Origin of the sequence: Pseudomonas sp. MD330_10 (genome assembly GCF_042610415.1) — a bacterium.
Taxonomy (GTDB): Bacteria; Pseudomonadota; Gammaproteobacteria; order Pseudomonadales; family Pseudomonadaceae; genus Aquipseudomonas; species Aquipseudomonas rhodesiae.
In genome coordinates this window covers 79,133-95,213 of sequence record NZ_JBHGZU010000006.1, presented here as the reverse complement: position 1 = coordinate 95,213, position 16,081 = coordinate 79,133, and the positions used below count along the sequence as shown (strand labels likewise).

Here is a 16,081-nt window from a genome sequence, read left to right as displayed (position 1 = left end):
TTCGCTATTAATAGCCGGATCCTAGGTAAATATCAGCAAGAACCTGCAACCCGCCGTCCACTCAGAAAACACAAGGTGCCGCCCAGCGCGGTCAACGCACCCAGGGCGTAGAACATGCTGGTGGGCGCTGCGTTGATCAACAGATAGCCGCAGATCACCGGGCTCATCGCGCCGCCGAACGCCGCCAGGTTCTGTGCGCCGTAGTAACTGCCACGCAGCGCTTGCGGGGCGATGGTGTCGATAAACAGGAACTCCGATGGGTAGATGATCATCTCGCCCAAGGTGAACACGAACATCGCCACGCACCAGCTCAGCAGACCGTCCGCGAGGCTGAAGCCAACCAACCCGGCGATGAACAGCGTGGTGCCCAGCACGATCCAGTAGCGTAATTGCTCACGCTTGAGGAAGCGGCCGATCTGGTATTGCATGGCGATCACGGTAACGGCATTGCATGCCAGCACCGCTGACAGAATTTTCAGCGCCTGCTCCGGCTTGTAGGCCACCAGCAGAAACTGTGACAGATAAAGCGTATAGCGCCCGTGGACAATGGTGCTGAACAAGCTGCCGCTGGTGAACAGGATCAACGTGCGATCATTGCGCAAGGTACGCAGCGTGCTGAGAAAACTCAGTGGCTTGACGCTTTCGTCGCGTTGAGTGGGCGGGATGCCGATCATCAGGAACACACTGCCCAAGGCAATCGCGCTGGCGATCAAAAACGGCGCCAACGGCATATGCCCGGCTATCACTACGCCCACCATGGGGCCGGTGGCGTAGCCGACGTTGGTCAGGGTGTAACGCAGGGAAAACACCTTGGCCCGTTCCCCCACCGGCAGGTTTTCGCTGATGATCGCCTTGGAGCCGATCAAAAACAGTGCCGAGGCGGCTTCGGTGATCACCAGGGTCAAGGTGGTGAGGTAGAGGTTGCTGGCAAAGGTCAGCAACAGAAAACCGATGGAGCTGGAGAGCATCGCCAGGATCAACAGCTTGCGTTTTTCCAAACGATCGATGATGTAGCCGCCATACAAGCCCAGCAGCGTGGCGATAAACACCGCGACGCCCATCAACAGGCCGATGTCCTGCTGGTTGAGGCCCAGGCGGGTGCTCAATAGCAGCGCCAGCAACGGGCTGGTCATGGCGCGGCTGACCACGATGGTCACCGAGCAGATCATCAAGCGGCGGATTACCAGGGAGTAGGTGGCCACGGTGAAGGCGAGCGTCCTAAAGAGTACTTAACGACAACATAGATCAAAGGTGGGAGGGGGCTTGCCCCCGATAGCGGTGTATCAGACAAGCATCAGTTAACTGAACCACTGCTATCGGGGCAAGCCCCTCGCACATTTTCAGACCGTGTTGTTACTGGCCGGCATTGATGGTGATTTTCTCGACCGCCCCTTGCTCCAGGTCCCACTTCTTCAGAATCTTGCTGTAGGTGCCGTCATCGATCATGGCCTGCAACGTCTCACTGATCGCCGTGACCAGCTCGGTGTTGCTCTTCTCGATGCCCAGCCCGGTGAATTGCTTGGAAATCGCCAGGCCCACCGGCTTGTACTTGCCCTTGTCCAACGACATCAGATACGGAATGGTTTCGCTGCCCTGCATCGCTGCATCCAGGCGGTTCTGCTGCAACTGCGCTCGCGCGTCCGCCGAACCTTCGGTACCGATCACTACGATGCCTGGCTTACCCGCCGCTTCGCAGTGTTCCTTGCTCCATGCGGTAATCTCCGACGGCCAAGTGGTGCGGCGGCTGGTGCCGACTTTTTTACCGCACAAGTCAGTCAATTCCTTGATCTCTTCACGCTTGGCCAGGGTGTACAGCTGTGGGCCGCTGGTGAAGTAGTCGATAAAGGTCACCGATTTCTGCCTTTCGGCGGTGTCGGTCATGCCTGACAGCACGATGTCCACGCGCTTGGTGGTCAGGCCGCTGAGCATCTGCTCGAAGCCGGTTTCCTGCCATTTGATCTTTACACCCAGGCGCTCGGCCAACGCATTGCCCAGGTCAAAGTCAAAACCGGTGAGTTTGTTGGTGGCCGGGTCTTTGAAATCCATCGGCGGGTAGTTCGGCACGATGGCCGCGCTGATTTCGCCTTTGTCCTTGATGGCCGCCGGCAAGGCGAACACAGCAGTGGAGGCCATCAGGCCGGCGAGCAGGGTAGGGATAAACAGGTTTTTCATGGGGACGTTCTCGTTAGTTATTTAGTTAAGTGCGAACGGCAGAAATAAAGCTTTGGGTACGCGGGTTTTGTGGGCTTATTAGAATTTCTTCGGGGCTGCCGGCTTCCACAATCTGGCCGGCGTCCATAAACACCATGCGGTTGGACACTTCACGGGCGAAGCCCAACTCATGGGTGACCACGATCATGGTCATGCCGGTGGTGGCTAAATCGCGCATCACCGACAGCACTTCTCCTACCAGCTCCGGGTCGAGGGCCGACGTGGGTTCGTCAAACAGCATCAACTTGGGACGCATCGCCAGGGCGCGGGCAATCGCCACACGCTGCTGCTGACCGCCGGACAATTCCACCGGATAGGCATTGCGCTTGTCCGCCAGGCCGACGCGGGCCAGCAGCTCCATGGCATCTTCGATGGCCTCTTTGGGCGAGCGTTTGAGCACCTGGCACGGGCCTTCGATGATGTTCTGCAGCACGGTCATATGCGGGAACAAATTAAAGCGCTGGAACACCATGCCGGTGGCCAGGCGTTGGCGGGCGATCTGCACTTCGTTCATCTCGTGCAGCTTGTTGCCGACCACCCGGTAACCCACCAGCTCGCCGTCGACCCATAGGCCGCCCTTGTCGATTTTTTCCAGTTGATTGACACAGCGCAGCAGGGTGCTTTTACCCGAGCCGGACGGGCCGATGATGCACATCACCTCGCCTTGCTCGACCTCGATATTGATGTCGCGCAGCGCGTGATACTGGTCGTAATACTTGTTCAGGTTGACGGCCTTGACGATGCTTCTCATGGGGCAAATCTCCTCAACCCAGACTTACGAACGCTTGCCGGCGCCGCGGGCAAAGCGACGCTCCAGGCGGCTTTGGCCAAATGAAAGAACGGTCACCACCGCCAGGTACCAGATGCCCGCGACGATCAGCAGCTCCATGACCCGCGCGTTGGCGTAGTAGATGTTTTGCGCGTTGTGCAGCAGCTCCGAGTACTGGATCACACTGGCCAGGCTGGTCATTTTCACCATGCTGATGAACTCGTTGCCTACGGGCGGAATAATCACGCGCATGGCCTGCGGCAGAATGATCCTACGCAGCGCTTGCAGACTCGGCATGCCGATGGATTTGGCCGCTTCGTACTGGCCTGTGTCCACCGAGAGCAAACCGGCGCGCACCACCTCGGCGGTGTAGGCACCCTGGTTGATGCTCAGGCCGAGCAGGGCGGCCACGAATGGCGTCATCAGGTCGACGGTGTCGATGCTGAACAGGCCGGGAATCGCGATCACCGGGAAGATCAACGCCAGGTTGAACCACAGCAGCAGTTGCAGAATCAGTGGCGTACCACGGAACAGCCAGGTGTAAGTGATGGCCACGTAGCGCAGGATCGGGTTGGCCGACATGCGCATGATCGCGGTGATCACGCCGATCACCACGCCCAGCGCCATGGCCAGAATCGACATGACGATGGTGTTCACCAGGCCCCACAGAATGGCCTCAGACGTGAGGAACTGACCGATGTAGGACCATTCGATCTGGCCATTGGCGAATGCGCGCAATAGTGCGGCCAGGACGATCACAATCAACGTGGCGAAGAACATGCGCCCGTAATAGCGCCGCGGCACATGTTCGTACTGGGTGATATCGAACTGGTTCTCGGACTGCTTGCGCTCGGCTTGCAAGCGCTCGGCAGGGGTTGGGTTCATGGTGATTCTCCAAAAAAGCGATTACCGCTGTACTCGGTGTAACTGTGAAATGCGGTCAAAATGTCGGAACTGGCTTGGCTGCGAAAACGTCCGTGCTGGCACCACCTATTCCAGTGGCTCAAAGCCGAAACCCCAGGTAACTCTCAGCCCATTTCTGCTGCTCAGCCAACGCCACCTTCAACCGCCCAATCTGCTCGCGCACTCGCTCCGGCGCCGTCCCACCCCAGCCACTGCGCGCAGCAATCGCCGCTTCCAGGGTCAGGCAATCGCGCACTTCAGGGGTCAACCGCGCATCCACCTCGGCCAGCATCGCCAGCGAGGCTTCCCACAATTCGATCTCATGCTTCTCACAGGCCTGCACCAAAGCGCCGGTAATCTCGTGGGCCTCCTTGAACGGCACGCCACGGGTGGCCAACCAATCGGCCACTTCGGTCGCCAAGGTAAAACCCATGGGGGCCTGGCGCCGCAGCTCTTCCACCTGCACCTTCATGGTCGCGACCATCCCGGCCATGGCCGGCAGCACCAGCAGCAGAGTGTCGACGCTGTCCAGCACGCTGTGCTTGTCTTCACTCAAATCGCGGTTGTAGGAGAGTGGCAACGACTTGAGCGTCGACATCAACCCGGTCAGGTTGCCGATCAAGCGCCCGGCCTTGCCCCGTGCCAATTCGGCAATGTCCGGGTTCTTTTTCTGCGGCATGATCGAGCTACCGGTGGCGTAGGCATCGTCCAGCACGACCCAGCGAAATTGGCGCGACGACCACAGGCAAAACTCTTCGGACAGCCGCGAAATATTCACCCCGAGCATGCCCGCCACAAACAAAAATTCCGCTACATGATCGCGGCTGGCCACGGCATCGATGGAGTTTTCGCAGGGTGCGCTGTAGCCCATTTCCTCAGCCGACTGCTGCGGTTGACGCGCAATCGCGGAACCTGCCATCGCCGCCGCGCCCAACGGCGACAATGCCGTGCGCGCATCCCAATCCACCAGGCGCTGTACGTCACGCAACATCGACTGGGCGTGAGCCAGCAAGTGGTGGGCGAACACAATCGGCTGGGCCTGCTGCAAGTGGGTAAAGCCCGGGCAGATACTCTCGATATGCTGTTCGGCTTGGGTCACCAATGCCTGCTGCAACCCCAGCACCTCGGTGGCGATGGTGCGCGCATGGTCCCGTAGGAAAAGGCGTAGATCATTGGCCGTCTGATCGTTGCGCGAACGCCCGGCGCGCAGCTTGCCGCCCAGGGCGCCGAGGCGCTCGGTCAGGACGCGTTCGATAAAGGTGTGGACGTCTTCGTCATCCAGGGTCGGATGCAGGCGGCCGGCGGCGAAGTCCTCGCCGATAGTGTCCAGTGCCTGCAGCGTGCGCTGGGTCTCCGATTCGTCCAGCAGCCCGGCGCGCTGCAACTCACGGGCATGGGCGCGGGAGCCAGCCAGGTCGTAGGGCGTCAGGCGGAAATAACGCTCAGGGCAACGGGACAGCGCCGCCAATGCCGCGGACGGGCCACTCTTGAAACGCGCGCCCCAGAGGCGGTCGGTAGGCTGAGACATAGGTGTTCCTCACGCTTGTTTTTAGAAGAGTCGGAGGCAGTAAAAGTAAGTTTTCAATCGCGTTGAACCGGCGTCTGACGCACCGTATTCAAGGTTGCCAAGGGCGGTTGTTTATGTTCATTATCGCCGCCTGGCTGTATTCAAGGATTGGGTCAAAGCCTGTTTGAATATGGCACTAGAGGTCAACGCGTATTATGGAAACCCCACTTTCCAATTCTGGAAACATAGCGCCAAAACCCGGCACTCGACCGCCTTTGCAACTGAGCGGCCTGGACTTCAAATTGCTCCGGGTATTTATGGCCGTGGTCGAGGCGGGAGGCTTCAGCGCCGCGCAAAACGAGCTGAACGTGGGCCTGGCAGCCATCAGCAAACAGATTTCCGACCTGGAAATCCGCATCGGCATGCGCCTGTGTACGCGGGGCCGCGAAGGCTTCGGGCTGACCGAAGAAGGCAAGTTGGTATATCAGGCCAGCATTGAGTTATTTGCATCGGTGGACAGTTTCAGAGACAAGCTTAGTTCGGCGCAAAACGAGCTTATTGGTGACCTTAGTGTCGGAGTTATTGATAACACCGTCTCCGATGTTAATTCACCATTGATTAAAGCCCTGGGCGCCTTACATAGCCAGTCGCCAAAAATAAGATTGCGCCTACATGCCTCGCAATTGGATGAGGTTGAGCGCGGCGTAGTGGAAGGGCGTTTGATCGTCGGTATTGTTCCCGTATACCAGCGCCGCGAAGAATTCGACTACTTCCCGCTCTACGAAGAAAGGGCCCACGCCTACTGCGCCGTAGGACATCCGCTGTTCACTGCGAACGACATCACGCCTGAGGTGCTGCGCCAATATGAAGTGGTCAACCATCGGTATGCGATCCATCGCGATAAGAGCCATTTCGTCAACTACGACAGCCAATCGGCCTCAGCCTCCCAGGTCGAAGCCGTCGCCATCCTGATCCTTACCGGCCGCTTTATCGGTTTCCTGCCCGAACACTACGCCACACCGTTGGTAAGGGAAGGGCGCCTGCGCGCACTGTGTCCGGAGCGGGTTCACTTGAGCACGGCGTTTAACCTGATCCTGCGCCACAACGCGCCGAGAAGTCCGCTGGTAAAAGCCTTTGCCACCGCCCTGGGCGTAAATCTCAAAGCCACCCCATAAACCCTTCGCCGAACACAGATCAACGGGCTGAAAAAGGTCAAATGTGGGAGGTGCCGAGGTTTAGCGAGGCTGCGATGGGACCGACTCGGTTTACCTGTCGAACGTCTCCACCCGCATCACCGCTGCAACCGAGCGCGCTTTTTCTTCTTCGCATGAAAATGCCGAAAATGCGCATCCTGCGCCGCCGCCAACAACTCCCGATCCCCACGCGTATCGCCCCAGGCCCGCAGTCGATACTCCCCCAGATCCCCGTACACCGCCTCAAGCCGCAGCACTTTATTCTCACAGCGGCAGTTATTGCCGGTGAGCTTGCCGGTCAACACCCCGTCGACCACCTCCAGCTCCGTGCCGATCAACTTGATCCCAAGCCGATCGGCAAATGGCTGCAGCACCAACGCCGGCGATGCCGAGCACAGCGTCACCTCCGCCCCTGAGCCCAACTCCTGCTCCACCGACAGCACCCCCGCCGGGCGCATCAGCCGCGCCCAATTGCGCTGGCAGTACTCTTCGGCTTTCTGCTGCACCCACGTCTTCTCCACCCCGGTCATAAAGGTGCGGATCAACTGTGCTTTCAACTCATCCCGGCTGATCTGCCGCACCAAAAAGCGCAGCCCCGGCACGGCCAGCTTGACCATCCGGCCATAGAACTCGCCGCTGCCGAAGGCAAACTTGAGGAAGGGCACGAAACTGTCGTGGTGGGTGAGGGTGCCGTCGAAGTCAAAGACGGAGAGTACTTTGGCATCAACGGGACCGGCTTCGAGCATGTCTGGGTTCACGGGTTGGCCTCGGTCCTATTTAGTATTTTTAAGCGTGCATCAGGTGTGACAGCAGGAGTCTACTCCCGTGCCAATCTTCCGACCTTGGTGTAAAGCGTTTCGGTGAAAGCATCCCGGTCGCTTGATCGGTGACAACGCTGATGGCAATTGGGGCACAAGGCTACAGCATTGGTGATGCGATCCGAACCCTTAGCATGCTGTAGGTCCGATCCTGAATTTTTGTCAAAAAAAAGAGCTGCGATTAGCAGCTCTTTTTTTTACTTGTAAATCAATCCCAGCTCAGCGCACCGCCGGTCTGGTACTCGATCACGCGGGTTTCGAAGAAGTTTTTCTCTTTCTTCAAGTCCATGATCTCGCTCATCCATGGGAACGGGTTGGTGGTCCCCGGATACTCTTCCTTCAAGCCAATCTGCGACAGGCGACGATTGGCGATGAACTTGAGGTAATCCTCCATCATCGCTGCGTTCATGCCGAGAACACCGCGCGGCATGGTGTCGCGCGCGTATTCGATCTCCAGCTGGGTCCCTTGCAGGATCATCTGGGTCGCTTCTTCCTTCATCTCGGCATCCCACAGGTGTGGGTTTTCGATTTTGATCTGGTTGATCACGTCGATACCGAAGTTCAGGTGCATCGACTCATCGCGCAGGATGTATTGGAACTGCTCGGCCACGCCGGTCATTTTGTTGCGGCGGCCCATGGAGAGGATCTGGGTGAAGCCGCAATAGAAGAAGATGCCTTCCAGTACGCAGTAGTAGGCGACCAGGTTGCGCAGCAGTTCTTTGTCGGTGTCGACGGTGCCGGTTTCGAACTTCGGGTCGGAGATCGAACGGGTGTACTTCAGGCCCCAGGCGGCTTTCTTCGCCACCGATGGGATCTCGTGGTACATGTTGAAGATCTCGCCTTCATCCATGGCCAACGATTCGATGCAGTACTGGTAGGCGTGGGTGTGGATCGCCTCTTCGAAGGCCTGGCGCAGGATGTACTGGCGGCACTCCGGGTTGGTGATCAGGCGGTACACGGCCAGCACCAGGTTGTTGGCGACCAACGAATCCGCAGTAGAGAAGAAGCCCAGGTTACGCATGACGATACGGCGTTCGTCGTCGGTAAGGCCTTCGGGGTTTTTCCACAGGGCGATGTCGGCGGTCATGTTGACCTCTTGCGGCATCCAGTGGTTGGCGCAGCCGTCGAGGTACTTTTGCCAGGCCCAGTCGTACTTGAAGGGCACGAGTTGGTTGAGGTCGGCGCGGCAGTTGATCATGCGCTTTTCGTCGACGGCGACGCGGGCGGAGGCGCCTTCGAGTTCGGCGAGGCCTTCGGCGATGTCGAGTTTGTCCAGGGCGGCTTTGGCGCGCACGATGGCGGCGGAGTCATTGGCGGTGACGGCGCGGGCTTCAATGGCGGCGGCGGCGCCGGCACCGTCGAGGCGGTCCATGTTGGCTTCGGTGGCGTGGCCGGCGTTGGCGCCTTTGGTGGCTACTTCGCCTTCATCTTCTTTGTCGAATTCGTCCCAGCTCAGCATGACGTGTCGTCTCCTGCGTGAGGGCTCCAAGGTGCCCGTGTGAAACCGGATGGTTGGGTATTCACACGGCCCGAGGGCCGCGGTGGATCTTAAGGAATCGTTTCTTGCAACAGCTCGCGCAGGCATTAAACGGAAATTGCGTAACGGGTGCGCTGCGTGAGGCTTGAGGGGCGGAGCGGTCGGTGCTGGCTCCGGCGATGGCCTCAGGTCTGGCTCTTCGTCCCTGTGTAAAGGGATATTGCAGGCCCGATTTACCCGCGCATTATAGGGAAAAAATCGGCTTTGTGTTGCGGCGGATGGTCACGATTGGCCGCTGTGAGGCCATGGTTTTCGGTCAAAGCGCGTGTTTGCAAGGCTTTGCTGGGGTAGGAATTTTTTGACGGGCGGTGGGATGTTTTGGGTAGGCGAGGGTGAGGGGGCACGTAGGGCTTTGTAAGGCAGGTTCTTGGCCGCAGAAACGATTTTCTGCGGCGGCCAAGATCCGAGTTTATATCTGAATAATTATGTTATTAGCCGTTAGAGCAGCCATTGCCCATTACATGGTAATTAAGAATATGACGCTGACCTTGGGAGTCTTCATATTCCATTTTTACCGGTACAACTTCGCAGACATTCGGCACGTTGCTCATGGACAGTACTTTGGCGATGTCCAAATGAGTGCTGTAGGTGTAGTCCTCGACAATCGGTGCGTTCTTGCCGGCCAGTTCGGTCGGGGCTTCGTCGGCCAGGGCGGCAGTGGCACACACGCTGCTGAGGGCCATCACTACTAACGCTTTCATTACTTTATTTACCTTCTTCAGGGCGAAAGGGGTCACGGGGCCCTTGTGAGGCCGCGTGTGTAACTTAAAAGTTGGGAAGTTCGGATTAACGTTGCCTTCGTGGGGGCTGTTGCGTTGTTAATCACAGTGCCTTGTTGGCGGAGTTGATTTTAGGCGTGCCGGTTATATTCATATACCCGTGCTTTTGATAAACACTTTTGGCGGTTTTTGTAACAATCGCCAGGTGAAGGATTTTTCATAGGCCGGTAAAGCCCCGTAGGCTGCGGGCCAGAGCGGTGGAAGGGGATAGCAGGGCAATTTGTAGGGTCTTGTTACTACCATCGTCGAATGGTTCTATAGGCTCACCCCGGCTAAAACAGGGGCCATACAAAAACAACTATTGTCACCGAGGTAAGAAAGATGAGTGCGGCTTCCCTGTACCCCGTTCGCCCCGAAGTAGCAGCCAACACGCTGACCGACGAGGCGACCTACAAGGCCATGTACCAGCAGTCGGTGGTCAACCCCGATGGTTTCTGGCGCGAGCAAGCCAAGCGTCTTGACTGGATCAAGCCTTTCACCACGGTGAAGCAGACGTCGTTCGACGATCACCACGTCGACATCAAGTGGTTCGCCGATGGCACCTTGAACGTTTCCTACAACTGCCTGGACCGTCATCTCGCCGAGCGCGGCGATCAGGCAGCCATCATCTGGGAGGGCGATGACCCTGCCGAGAGCCGTACCATCACCTACCGCGAGCTGCACGAAGAAGTCTGCAAATTCGCCAACGCCCTGCGTGGCCAGGATGTGCATCGCGGCGACGTGGTAACCATCTATATGCCGATGATTCCCGAAGCCGTGGTCGCCATGCTGGCCTGCGCGCGCATCGGTGCGATCCATTCGGTGGTGTTCGGTGGTTTTTCGCCGGAGGCCCTGGCCGGTCGCATTATCGACTGTAAGTCGAAGGTGGTGATCACCGCTGACGAAGGCATCCGCGCCGGTAAGAAGATTCCGCTCAAGGCCAACGTCGACGACGCCCTGACCAATCCGGAAACCAGCAGCATCCAGAAAGTTATCGTGTGCAAGCGCACCAACGGCGCGATCAAGTGGAACCAGCATCGCGACATCTGGTACGAAGACCTGATGAAAGTGGCAGGCGCGGTCTGTGCACCGAAAGAGATGGGTGCCGAAGAAGCTCTCTTTATCCTCTATACCTCCGGCTCCACCGGCAAGCCCAAGGGCGTGCAGCACACCACCGGCGGTTACCTGCTGTATGCGGCCCTGACCCATGAGCGCGTCTTCGACTACCGCCCAGGTGAGATCTACTGGTGCACCGCCGACGTCGGCTGGGTCACCGGCCACACCTACATCGTCTACGGCCCACTGGCCAATGGCGCGACCACGCTGCTGTTCGAAGGCGTGCCGAACTACCCGGACATCACCCGAGTGGCAAAGATTGTCGACAAGCACAAGGTCAATATCCTCTACACCGCCCCGACCGCGATTCGCGCGATGATGGCCTCGGGCACCGCCGCCTGCGAAGGCGCCGACGGCAGCAGCCTGCGTCTGCTCGGTTCGGTGGGCGAGCCGATCAACCCGGAAGCCTGGGACTGGTACTACAAGAACGTCGGTCAATCCCGTTGCCCGATTGTCGACACCTGGTGGCAGACCGAAACCGGCGGCAACATGATGAGCCCGCTGCCGGGCGCCCATGCGCTCAAGCCGGGTTCGGCGGCGCGGCCGTTCTTTGGCGTGGTGCCGGCGTTGGTGGACAACCTCGGCAACCTGATCGAAGGCCCCGCCGAAGGCAACCTGGTGATCCTCGATTCGTGGCCGGGCCAGGCCCGTACCTTGTACGGCGACCACGACCGTTTTGTGGATACCTATTTCAAAACGTTCCGTGGCATGTACTTCACCGGTGACGGCGCGCGCCGTGACGAGGATGGTTACTACTGGATCACCGGGCGCGTGGACGACGTGTTGAACGTCTCCGGCCACCGCATGGGCACCGCCGAGATCGAAAGCGCGATGGTCGCCCACCCTAAAGTCGCCGAAGCGGCGGTGGTGGGTGTGCCGCACGACATCAAGGGGCAGGGCATTTATGTCTACGTCACCTTGAATGGCGGCGAAGAACCGACCGAAGCCCTGCGCCTGGAGCTGAAAAACTGGGTGCGCAAAGAAATCGGGCCGATTGCTTCGCCGGATGTGATCCAGTGGGCACCGGGCCTGCCGAAAACCCGCTCGGGCAAAATCATGCGCCGCATCCTGCGCAAGATCGCCACGGGCGAGTACGACGGGTTGGGGGATATCTCCACCCTGGCGGACCCAGGTGTGGTGGCGCATTTGATTGAGACGCACAAGACCATGAACGTCGCGTAAGGCGGGATAGGTGGGAACAGCCCCATTCGGCGTAAGCCGAGTGGGGCTTTTTTATGATCTCTCAAAACTAGTGAGAACCAATGTGGGAGGGGGCTTGCCCCCGATGCCGGTAGGTCAGCTAAAGATTAACTGAATGATAAGTTGCTATCGGGGGCAAGCCCTTTCCCACATTTGGAGTGCAGTTCAAGGCGGGCATGGCGGAGGGGCTGACGGCCCGACATAACCACCAGACCAATAAATATCGATTTATTGTGTAGGAGGTTTCTGAATGTTACCGAGTGGTGCAAATGTGTAACCCGCTGCCCACACCTGAGGCGAACGGCTACGCGAATGCCCCGAAAAACCGCGTTTTAGACACCCCTGGAAATAAGATTAACCGCTAGACTTGCCGTGCTAGAAGGGTTTGCGAATAATAGGCCCGCAATTTGCAACATCAACAGGTTTAATATCTTTTGTCTCTGCATAAATTTCAGGGGCTGTCAATGAGCTGGAACCGCTTTCTCGGTGCTTCTGTAAATTGTTGTCGCATTGAGGAAATATCGGCTTCCGGCCTGTCGTTAGAATGCCGATCACTCGCTCGTCGTCGCAGGTAGTCACCGGCGTAGGACGCTGCAACGCTATTCGGTTTTACTCAATCGCATCATGGGCCATGGCTCATACTGCTGTTTCTGCCCTATACCGATGGAGTCCCAAGATGAAGAAACTCGTGCTGTTGGGCGCCCTGGCGCTGTCCGTGCTGTCCATGCAGGCTTTCGCTGAAGGCAAGCCACTGAAAATTGGTATCGAAGCAGCCTACCCTCCGTTTGCGTCGAAAGCGCCGGATGGCAGCATCGTCGGTTTCGACTACGACATCGGCAACGCGCTGTGCGAAGAGATGAAGGTCAAGTGCACCTGGGTTGAGCAGGAATTCGACGGTCTGATCCCCGCACTCAAAGTGCGCAAGATCGACGCGATCCTGTCGTCCATGTCCATTACCGAAGACCGTAAGAAGTCTGTGGACTTCACTACCCGCTACTACCTGACCCCAGCACGCCTGGTGTTGAAGGAAGGCACGACCGTCAGCGACAGCCTGGAAGAGTTGAAAGGCAAGAAGATCGGTGTGCAGCGCGGTTCGATCCACGATCGCTTCGCCAAGGAAGTGCTGGCCCCTAAAGGCGCCACCGTGGTTCCTTACGGCACCCAGAACGAAATCTACCTGGACGTGGCCGCCGGTCGCCTCGACGGCACCGTGGCTGATGCGACCCTGCTGCAGGACGGTTTCCTGAAGACCGACGCCGGCAAAGGTTTCGCCTTCGTAGGCCCTGCATTTACCGACGTCAAATACTTCGGCGACGGCGTAGGCATCGCGGTGCGCAAAGGCGACAAGGAAAACCTCGACCGCATCAACGCGGCTATCGCGGCGATCCGTGCCAACGGCAAATACAAGCAAATCCAGGACAAGTACTTCGACTTCGATATCTACGGCGCCGACGCCAAGTAAATCGTCGCAGCTGTCTGTCCAGAATGGCGCAAGCAACAGAATTCCTGCGGTTTGCGCCATTTTTTCATCCCCCTTTTCGAGGACCTGAATCATGTTGAAAGGCTACGGGGCCGTTATCCTCGATGGCGCATGGTTGACGCTTCAGCTCGCCTTGTCGTCCATGGCCTTGGCCATTGTTCTGGGTCTGATCGGGGTCGCCCTGCGCCTGTCGCCGGTGCGCTGGCTGGCTTGGCTAGGTGACTTGTACTCCACGGTGATCCGCGGGATCCCCGACCTGGTGTTGATACTGCTGATTTTCTATGGCGGTCAGGACCTGCTCAATCGCGTCGCGCCGCTGCTCGGCTTCGACGACTATATTGACTTGAACCCCTTGGCCGCCGGCATCGGCACCCTGGGTTTCATCTTCGGCGCCTACCTGTCGGAAACCTTCCGCGGCGCCTTCATGGCCATCCCCAAAGGCCAGGCCGAAGCCGGGCTGGCGTATGGCATGAGTTCGTTCCAGGTGTTTTTCCGGGTCATGGTGCCGCAGATGATCCGCCTGGCGATCCCCGGGTTCACCAACAACTGGCTGGTACTGACCAAGGCCACCGCGCTGATCTCGGTGGTGGGCCTGCAAGACATGATGTTCAAGGCCAAGCAGGCGGCCGACGCCACCCGCGAACCTTTTACCTTCTTCCTCGCAGTGGCGGCGATGTACCTGGTGATCACCAGCGTGTCGTTGCTGGCCTTGCGTTACCTTGAAAAGCGCTACTCGGTAGGCGTAAGGGCGGCTGATCTATGATCTTCGACTACAACGTCATCTGGGAGGCCATGCCGCTGTACCTCGGCGGTCTGGCAACCACCCTGAAACTGCTGGCCATCTCGCTGTTCTTCGGCTTGCTCGTGGCGGTGCCCCTGGGTTTGATGCGGGTGTCCAAGCAGCCGTTGGTCAATGGCGTGGCCTGGCTCTATACCTACGTGATCCGTGGCACGCCGATGCTGGTGCAGCTGTTTTTGATCTACTACGGTCTGGCCCAATTCGAAGTGGTGCGCGAAAGCTTTATGTGGCCGCTGCTGTCCAGCGCCACGTTCTGCGCGTGCCTGGCGTTTGCCATCAACACCAGCGCCTACACCGCCGAAATTATTGCCGGCAGCCTCAAGGCCACACCTAACGGTGAGATCGAAGCGGCCAAGGCCATGGGCATGTCGCGCTACAAGCTGTACCGCCGCATCCTGCTGCCGTCGGCCCTGCGCCGCGCGCTGCCGCAGTACAGCAACGAAGTGATCATGATGCTGCAGACCACCAGCCTGGCCTCCATCGTCACCTTGATCGACATCACCGGCGCCGCGCGCACCGTGAACGCGCAGTATTACCTGCCGTTCGAAGCCTACATCACTGCTGGCGCGTTCTACCTGTGCCTGACCTTTATCCTGGTGCGCCTGTTCAAGTTGGCCGAGCGCCGCTGGCTGAGCTACCTGGCTCCACGGAAGCACTGATATGCAACGTATCGATCACCTGTTGCCCTGGGGCCACCTGGGCTGCGAGCGCCAGTTGAGCGTGTTCCGTTTCGGCAGCGGCGAGCGCAAGGCTTATATCCAGGCCAGCCTGCACGCCGATGAACTGCCCGGCATGCGCGCCGCCTGGGAGCTGAAAAAACGCCTGACCGAACTGGAGCAGCAAGGCGCCCTCAACGGCGTGATCGAGCTGGTGCCGGTGGCCAACCCGATGGGCCTGGGCCAGTTGCTGCAAGGCAGCCATCAGGGGCGTTTCGAAGTGGGCAGCGGCAAGAATTTCAACCGCGATTTTGTCGAGTTGAGCGAGCCGGTCGCCGCGCTGCTGCACGGCAAATTGGGCGATGATCCTCACGCCAACGTGCGCTTGATCCGCCAGGCGATGGATCAGGCGCTGGACGCACTGCCCGAGCCCAGCAGCCAGTTGCAAGGCATGCAGCGCGTGCTGCTCAAGCATGCGTGCAGCGCCGATATCGTGCTCGACTTGCACTGCGACGCCGAAGCCGCGCTGCACATGTACGCGCTGCCTCAGCACTGGCCGCAGTGGCGCTCACTGTCGGCGCACCTGAATGTCAAAGTCGGCCTGCTCGCAGAAGATTCCGGCGGCAGTTCGTTCGATGAGGCTTGCTCACTGCCGTGGCTGCGCTTGTCGCGGGCGTTCCCCGAGGCGCAGATCCCGCTGGCGTGCCTGGCGACCACCCTGGAGCTGGGCGGGCAGGCCGATACCGGTCGCGCTGAGGCGATCTTCCACGCCGAGGGCATACTCGCGTTCCTCGCCGAGCAAGGCCTGATCAAGGGCCAATGGCCGGCGCCGCAGCACGAGCCGTGCGAAGGCGTGCCGTTCGAAGGCACCGAATTGCTGTTCGCGCCCCATGCCGGGGTGATCAGTTACCTGCGCAAAGCCGGGGACTGGGTCGACAAAGGCGAGCCGATTTTTGAAGTGATTGATCCCCTGACCGACCGCGTGAGCATTATCTGCGCGGGGACGTCGGGGGTGTTGTTTGCCGTTGAACGGCTACGTTATGCCCAAGCGGGTTTCTGGCTGGCCAAGGTGGCGGGGCGCGAAGCGCTGCGGCACGGGCGCTTGCTCAACGACTGACCACCTGTTTTTGTGAG

14 protein-coding genes and 1 pseudogene are annotated in these 16,081 nt (G+C 59.1%); 6 read left to right on the top strand and 9 right to left on the bottom strand.

Annotated elements, in window-relative coordinates; genetic code table 11:
- Nucleotides 1-32: 32 nt before the first annotated feature.
- The 5 genes from ACFZPT_RS11575 to argH form a co-directional block, all read right to left on the bottom strand.
- Nucleotides 33-1,202, bottom strand: coding sequence for an MFS transporter (locus ACFZPT_RS11575; protein WP_034099980.1), 1,170 nt, complete (start codon nt 1,200-1,202; stop codon nt 33-35).
- 151 nt (nt 1,203-1,353) lie between these two features.
- Nucleotides 1,354-2,172 (bottom strand): ABC transporter substrate-binding protein, encoded by an 819-nt coding sequence (locus tag ACFZPT_RS11570; protein WP_034114942.1) that lies wholly within the window; start codon nt 2,170-2,172, stop codon nt 1,354-1,356.
- A 25-nt stretch (nt 2,173-2,197) separates the two neighbouring features.
- The gene (locus tag ACFZPT_RS11565; RefSeq protein WP_034099976.1) at nt 2,198-2,962 is read right to left on the bottom strand and encodes an amino acid ABC transporter ATP-binding protein; all 765 of its coding nucleotides are present in this window, start codon (nt 2,960-2,962) and stop codon (nt 2,198-2,200) included.
- Between the two features lie 24 nt (nt 2,963-2,986).
- The gene (locus ACFZPT_RS11560; RefSeq protein ID WP_034114941.1) at nt 2,987-3,865 is read right to left on the bottom strand and encodes an amino acid ABC transporter permease; all 879 of its coding nucleotides are present in this window, start codon (nt 3,863-3,865) and stop codon (nt 2,987-2,989) included.
- 118 nt (nt 3,866-3,983) lie between these two features.
- Nucleotides 3,984-5,411, bottom strand: a complete 1,428-nt coding sequence (argH, locus tag ACFZPT_RS11555) for an argininosuccinate lyase (RefSeq protein ID WP_034114940.1) — start codon at nt 5,409-5,411, stop codon at nt 3,984-3,986.
- A gap of 194 nt (nt 5,412-5,605) precedes the next feature.
- On the opposite strand from argH, the gene ACFZPT_RS11550 reads away from it, so the two are divergent.
- A complete protein-coding gene (locus ACFZPT_RS11550; RefSeq protein WP_034114939.1) occupies nt 5,606-6,565 on the top strand; it encodes a LysR family transcriptional regulator in 960 nt (319 codons plus the stop codon).
- 116 nt (nt 6,566-6,681) lie between these two features.
- Here ACFZPT_RS11550 and ACFZPT_RS11545 read toward each other — a convergent pair whose 3' ends face one another.
- The 4 genes and pseudogenes from ACFZPT_RS11545 to ACFZPT_RS11530 form a co-directional block, all read right to left on the bottom strand.
- The gene (locus ACFZPT_RS11545) at nt 6,682-7,329 is read right to left on the bottom strand and encodes an HAD-IB family hydrolase (RefSeq protein WP_034099970.1); all 648 of its coding nucleotides are present in this window, start codon (nt 7,327-7,329) and stop codon (nt 6,682-6,684) included.
- Nucleotides 7,330-7,400: 71 nt separating this feature from the next.
- A pseudogene (locus ACFZPT_RS11540) lies at nt 7,401-7,532 on the bottom strand (HNH endonuclease); the annotation flags it as partial.
- Between the two features lie 77 nt (nt 7,533-7,609).
- Nucleotides 7,610-8,860: a ribonucleotide-diphosphate reductase subunit beta gene (locus ACFZPT_RS11535; RefSeq protein ID WP_040269240.1), complete on the bottom strand. Its 1,251-nt coding sequence runs from the start codon at nt 8,858-8,860 to the stop codon at nt 7,610-7,612.
- Between the two features lie 509 nt (nt 8,861-9,369).
- Nucleotides 9,370-9,639, bottom strand: coding sequence for a DUF2790 domain-containing protein (locus ACFZPT_RS11530; protein WP_034099955.1), 270 nt, complete (start codon nt 9,637-9,639; stop codon nt 9,370-9,372).
- 399 nt (nt 9,640-10,038) lie between these two features.
- On the opposite strand from ACFZPT_RS11530, the gene acs reads away from it, so the two are divergent.
- The 5 genes from acs to ACFZPT_RS11505 all read left to right on the top strand — a co-directional run bounded on the left by acs (nt 10,039) and on the right by ACFZPT_RS11505 (nt 16,064).
- The gene (gene acs, locus ACFZPT_RS11525) at nt 10,039-11,994 is read left to right on the top strand and encodes an acetate--CoA ligase (protein ID WP_034099953.1); all 1,956 of its coding nucleotides are present in this window, start codon (nt 10,039-10,041) and stop codon (nt 11,992-11,994) included.
- Nucleotides 11,995-12,688: 694 nt separating this feature from the next.
- Complete coding sequence (locus ACFZPT_RS11520) at nt 12,689-13,474, top strand: ABC transporter substrate-binding protein (protein WP_034099951.1); 786 nt, start codon at nt 12,689-12,691, stop codon at nt 13,472-13,474.
- Nucleotides 13,475-13,565: 91 nt separating this feature from the next.
- Entirely contained in the window at nt 13,566-14,255 is a 690-nt protein-coding gene (locus tag ACFZPT_RS11515) for an ABC transporter permease (RefSeq protein ID WP_003193627.1), read from the top strand.
- Complete coding sequence (locus tag ACFZPT_RS11510; protein WP_034099949.1) at nt 14,252-14,950, top strand: ABC transporter permease; 699 nt, start codon at nt 14,252-14,254, stop codon at nt 14,948-14,950. The genes ACFZPT_RS11515 and ACFZPT_RS11510 overlap by 4 nt, the downstream gene beginning before the upstream one ends.
- A 1-nt stretch (nt 14,951) precedes the next feature.
- A complete protein-coding gene (locus ACFZPT_RS11505) occupies nt 14,952-16,064 on the top strand; it encodes a succinylglutamate desuccinylase/aspartoacylase family protein (RefSeq protein ID WP_034114875.1) in 1,113 nt (370 codons plus the stop codon).
- Nucleotides 16,065-16,081 lie beyond the last annotated feature (17 nt).

Coding starts and splice junctions, on each gene's coding strand:
- ACFZPT_RS11510 (WP_034099949.1), top strand. CDS start 14,252: ATGATCTTCGACTACAACGTCATCTGGGAGGCCATGCCGCTGTACCTC.
- ACFZPT_RS11530 (WP_034099955.1), bottom strand. CDS start 9,639: ATGAAAGCGTTAGTAGTGATGGCCCTCAGCAGCGTGTGTGCCACTGCC.
- ACFZPT_RS11560 (WP_034114941.1), bottom strand. CDS start 3,865: ATGAACCCAACCCCTGCCGAGCGCTTGCAAGCCGAGCGCAAGCAGTCC.
- ACFZPT_RS11505 (WP_034114875.1), top strand. CDS start 14,952: ATGCAACGTATCGATCACCTGTTGCCCTGGGGCCACCTGGGCTGCGAG.
- argH (WP_034114940.1), bottom strand. CDS start 5,411: ATGTCTCAGCCTACCGACCGCCTCTGGGGCGCGCGTTTCAAGAGTGGC.
- ACFZPT_RS11545 (WP_034099970.1), bottom strand. CDS start 7,329: ATGCTCGAAGCCGGTCCCGTTGATGCCAAAGTACTCTCCGTCTTTGAC.
- ACFZPT_RS11565 (WP_034099976.1), bottom strand. CDS start 2,962: ATGAGAAGCATCGTCAAGGCCGTCAACCTGAACAAGTATTACGACCAG.
- ACFZPT_RS11550 (WP_034114939.1), top strand. CDS start 5,606: ATGGAAACCCCACTTTCCAATTCTGGAAACATAGCGCCAAAACCCGGC.
- acs (WP_034099953.1), top strand. CDS start 10,039: ATGAGTGCGGCTTCCCTGTACCCCGTTCGCCCCGAAGTAGCAGCCAAC.
- ACFZPT_RS11570 (WP_034114942.1), bottom strand. CDS start 2,172: ATGAAAAACCTGTTTATCCCTACCCTGCTCGCCGGCCTGATGGCCTCC.
- ACFZPT_RS11535 (WP_040269240.1), bottom strand. CDS start 8,860: ATGCTGAGCTGGGACGAATTCGACAAAGAAGATGAAGGCGAAGTAGCC.
- ACFZPT_RS11515 (WP_003193627.1), top strand. CDS start 13,566: ATGTTGAAAGGCTACGGGGCCGTTATCCTCGATGGCGCATGGTTGACG.
- ACFZPT_RS11520 (WP_034099951.1), top strand. CDS start 12,689: ATGAAGAAACTCGTGCTGTTGGGCGCCCTGGCGCTGTCCGTGCTGTCC.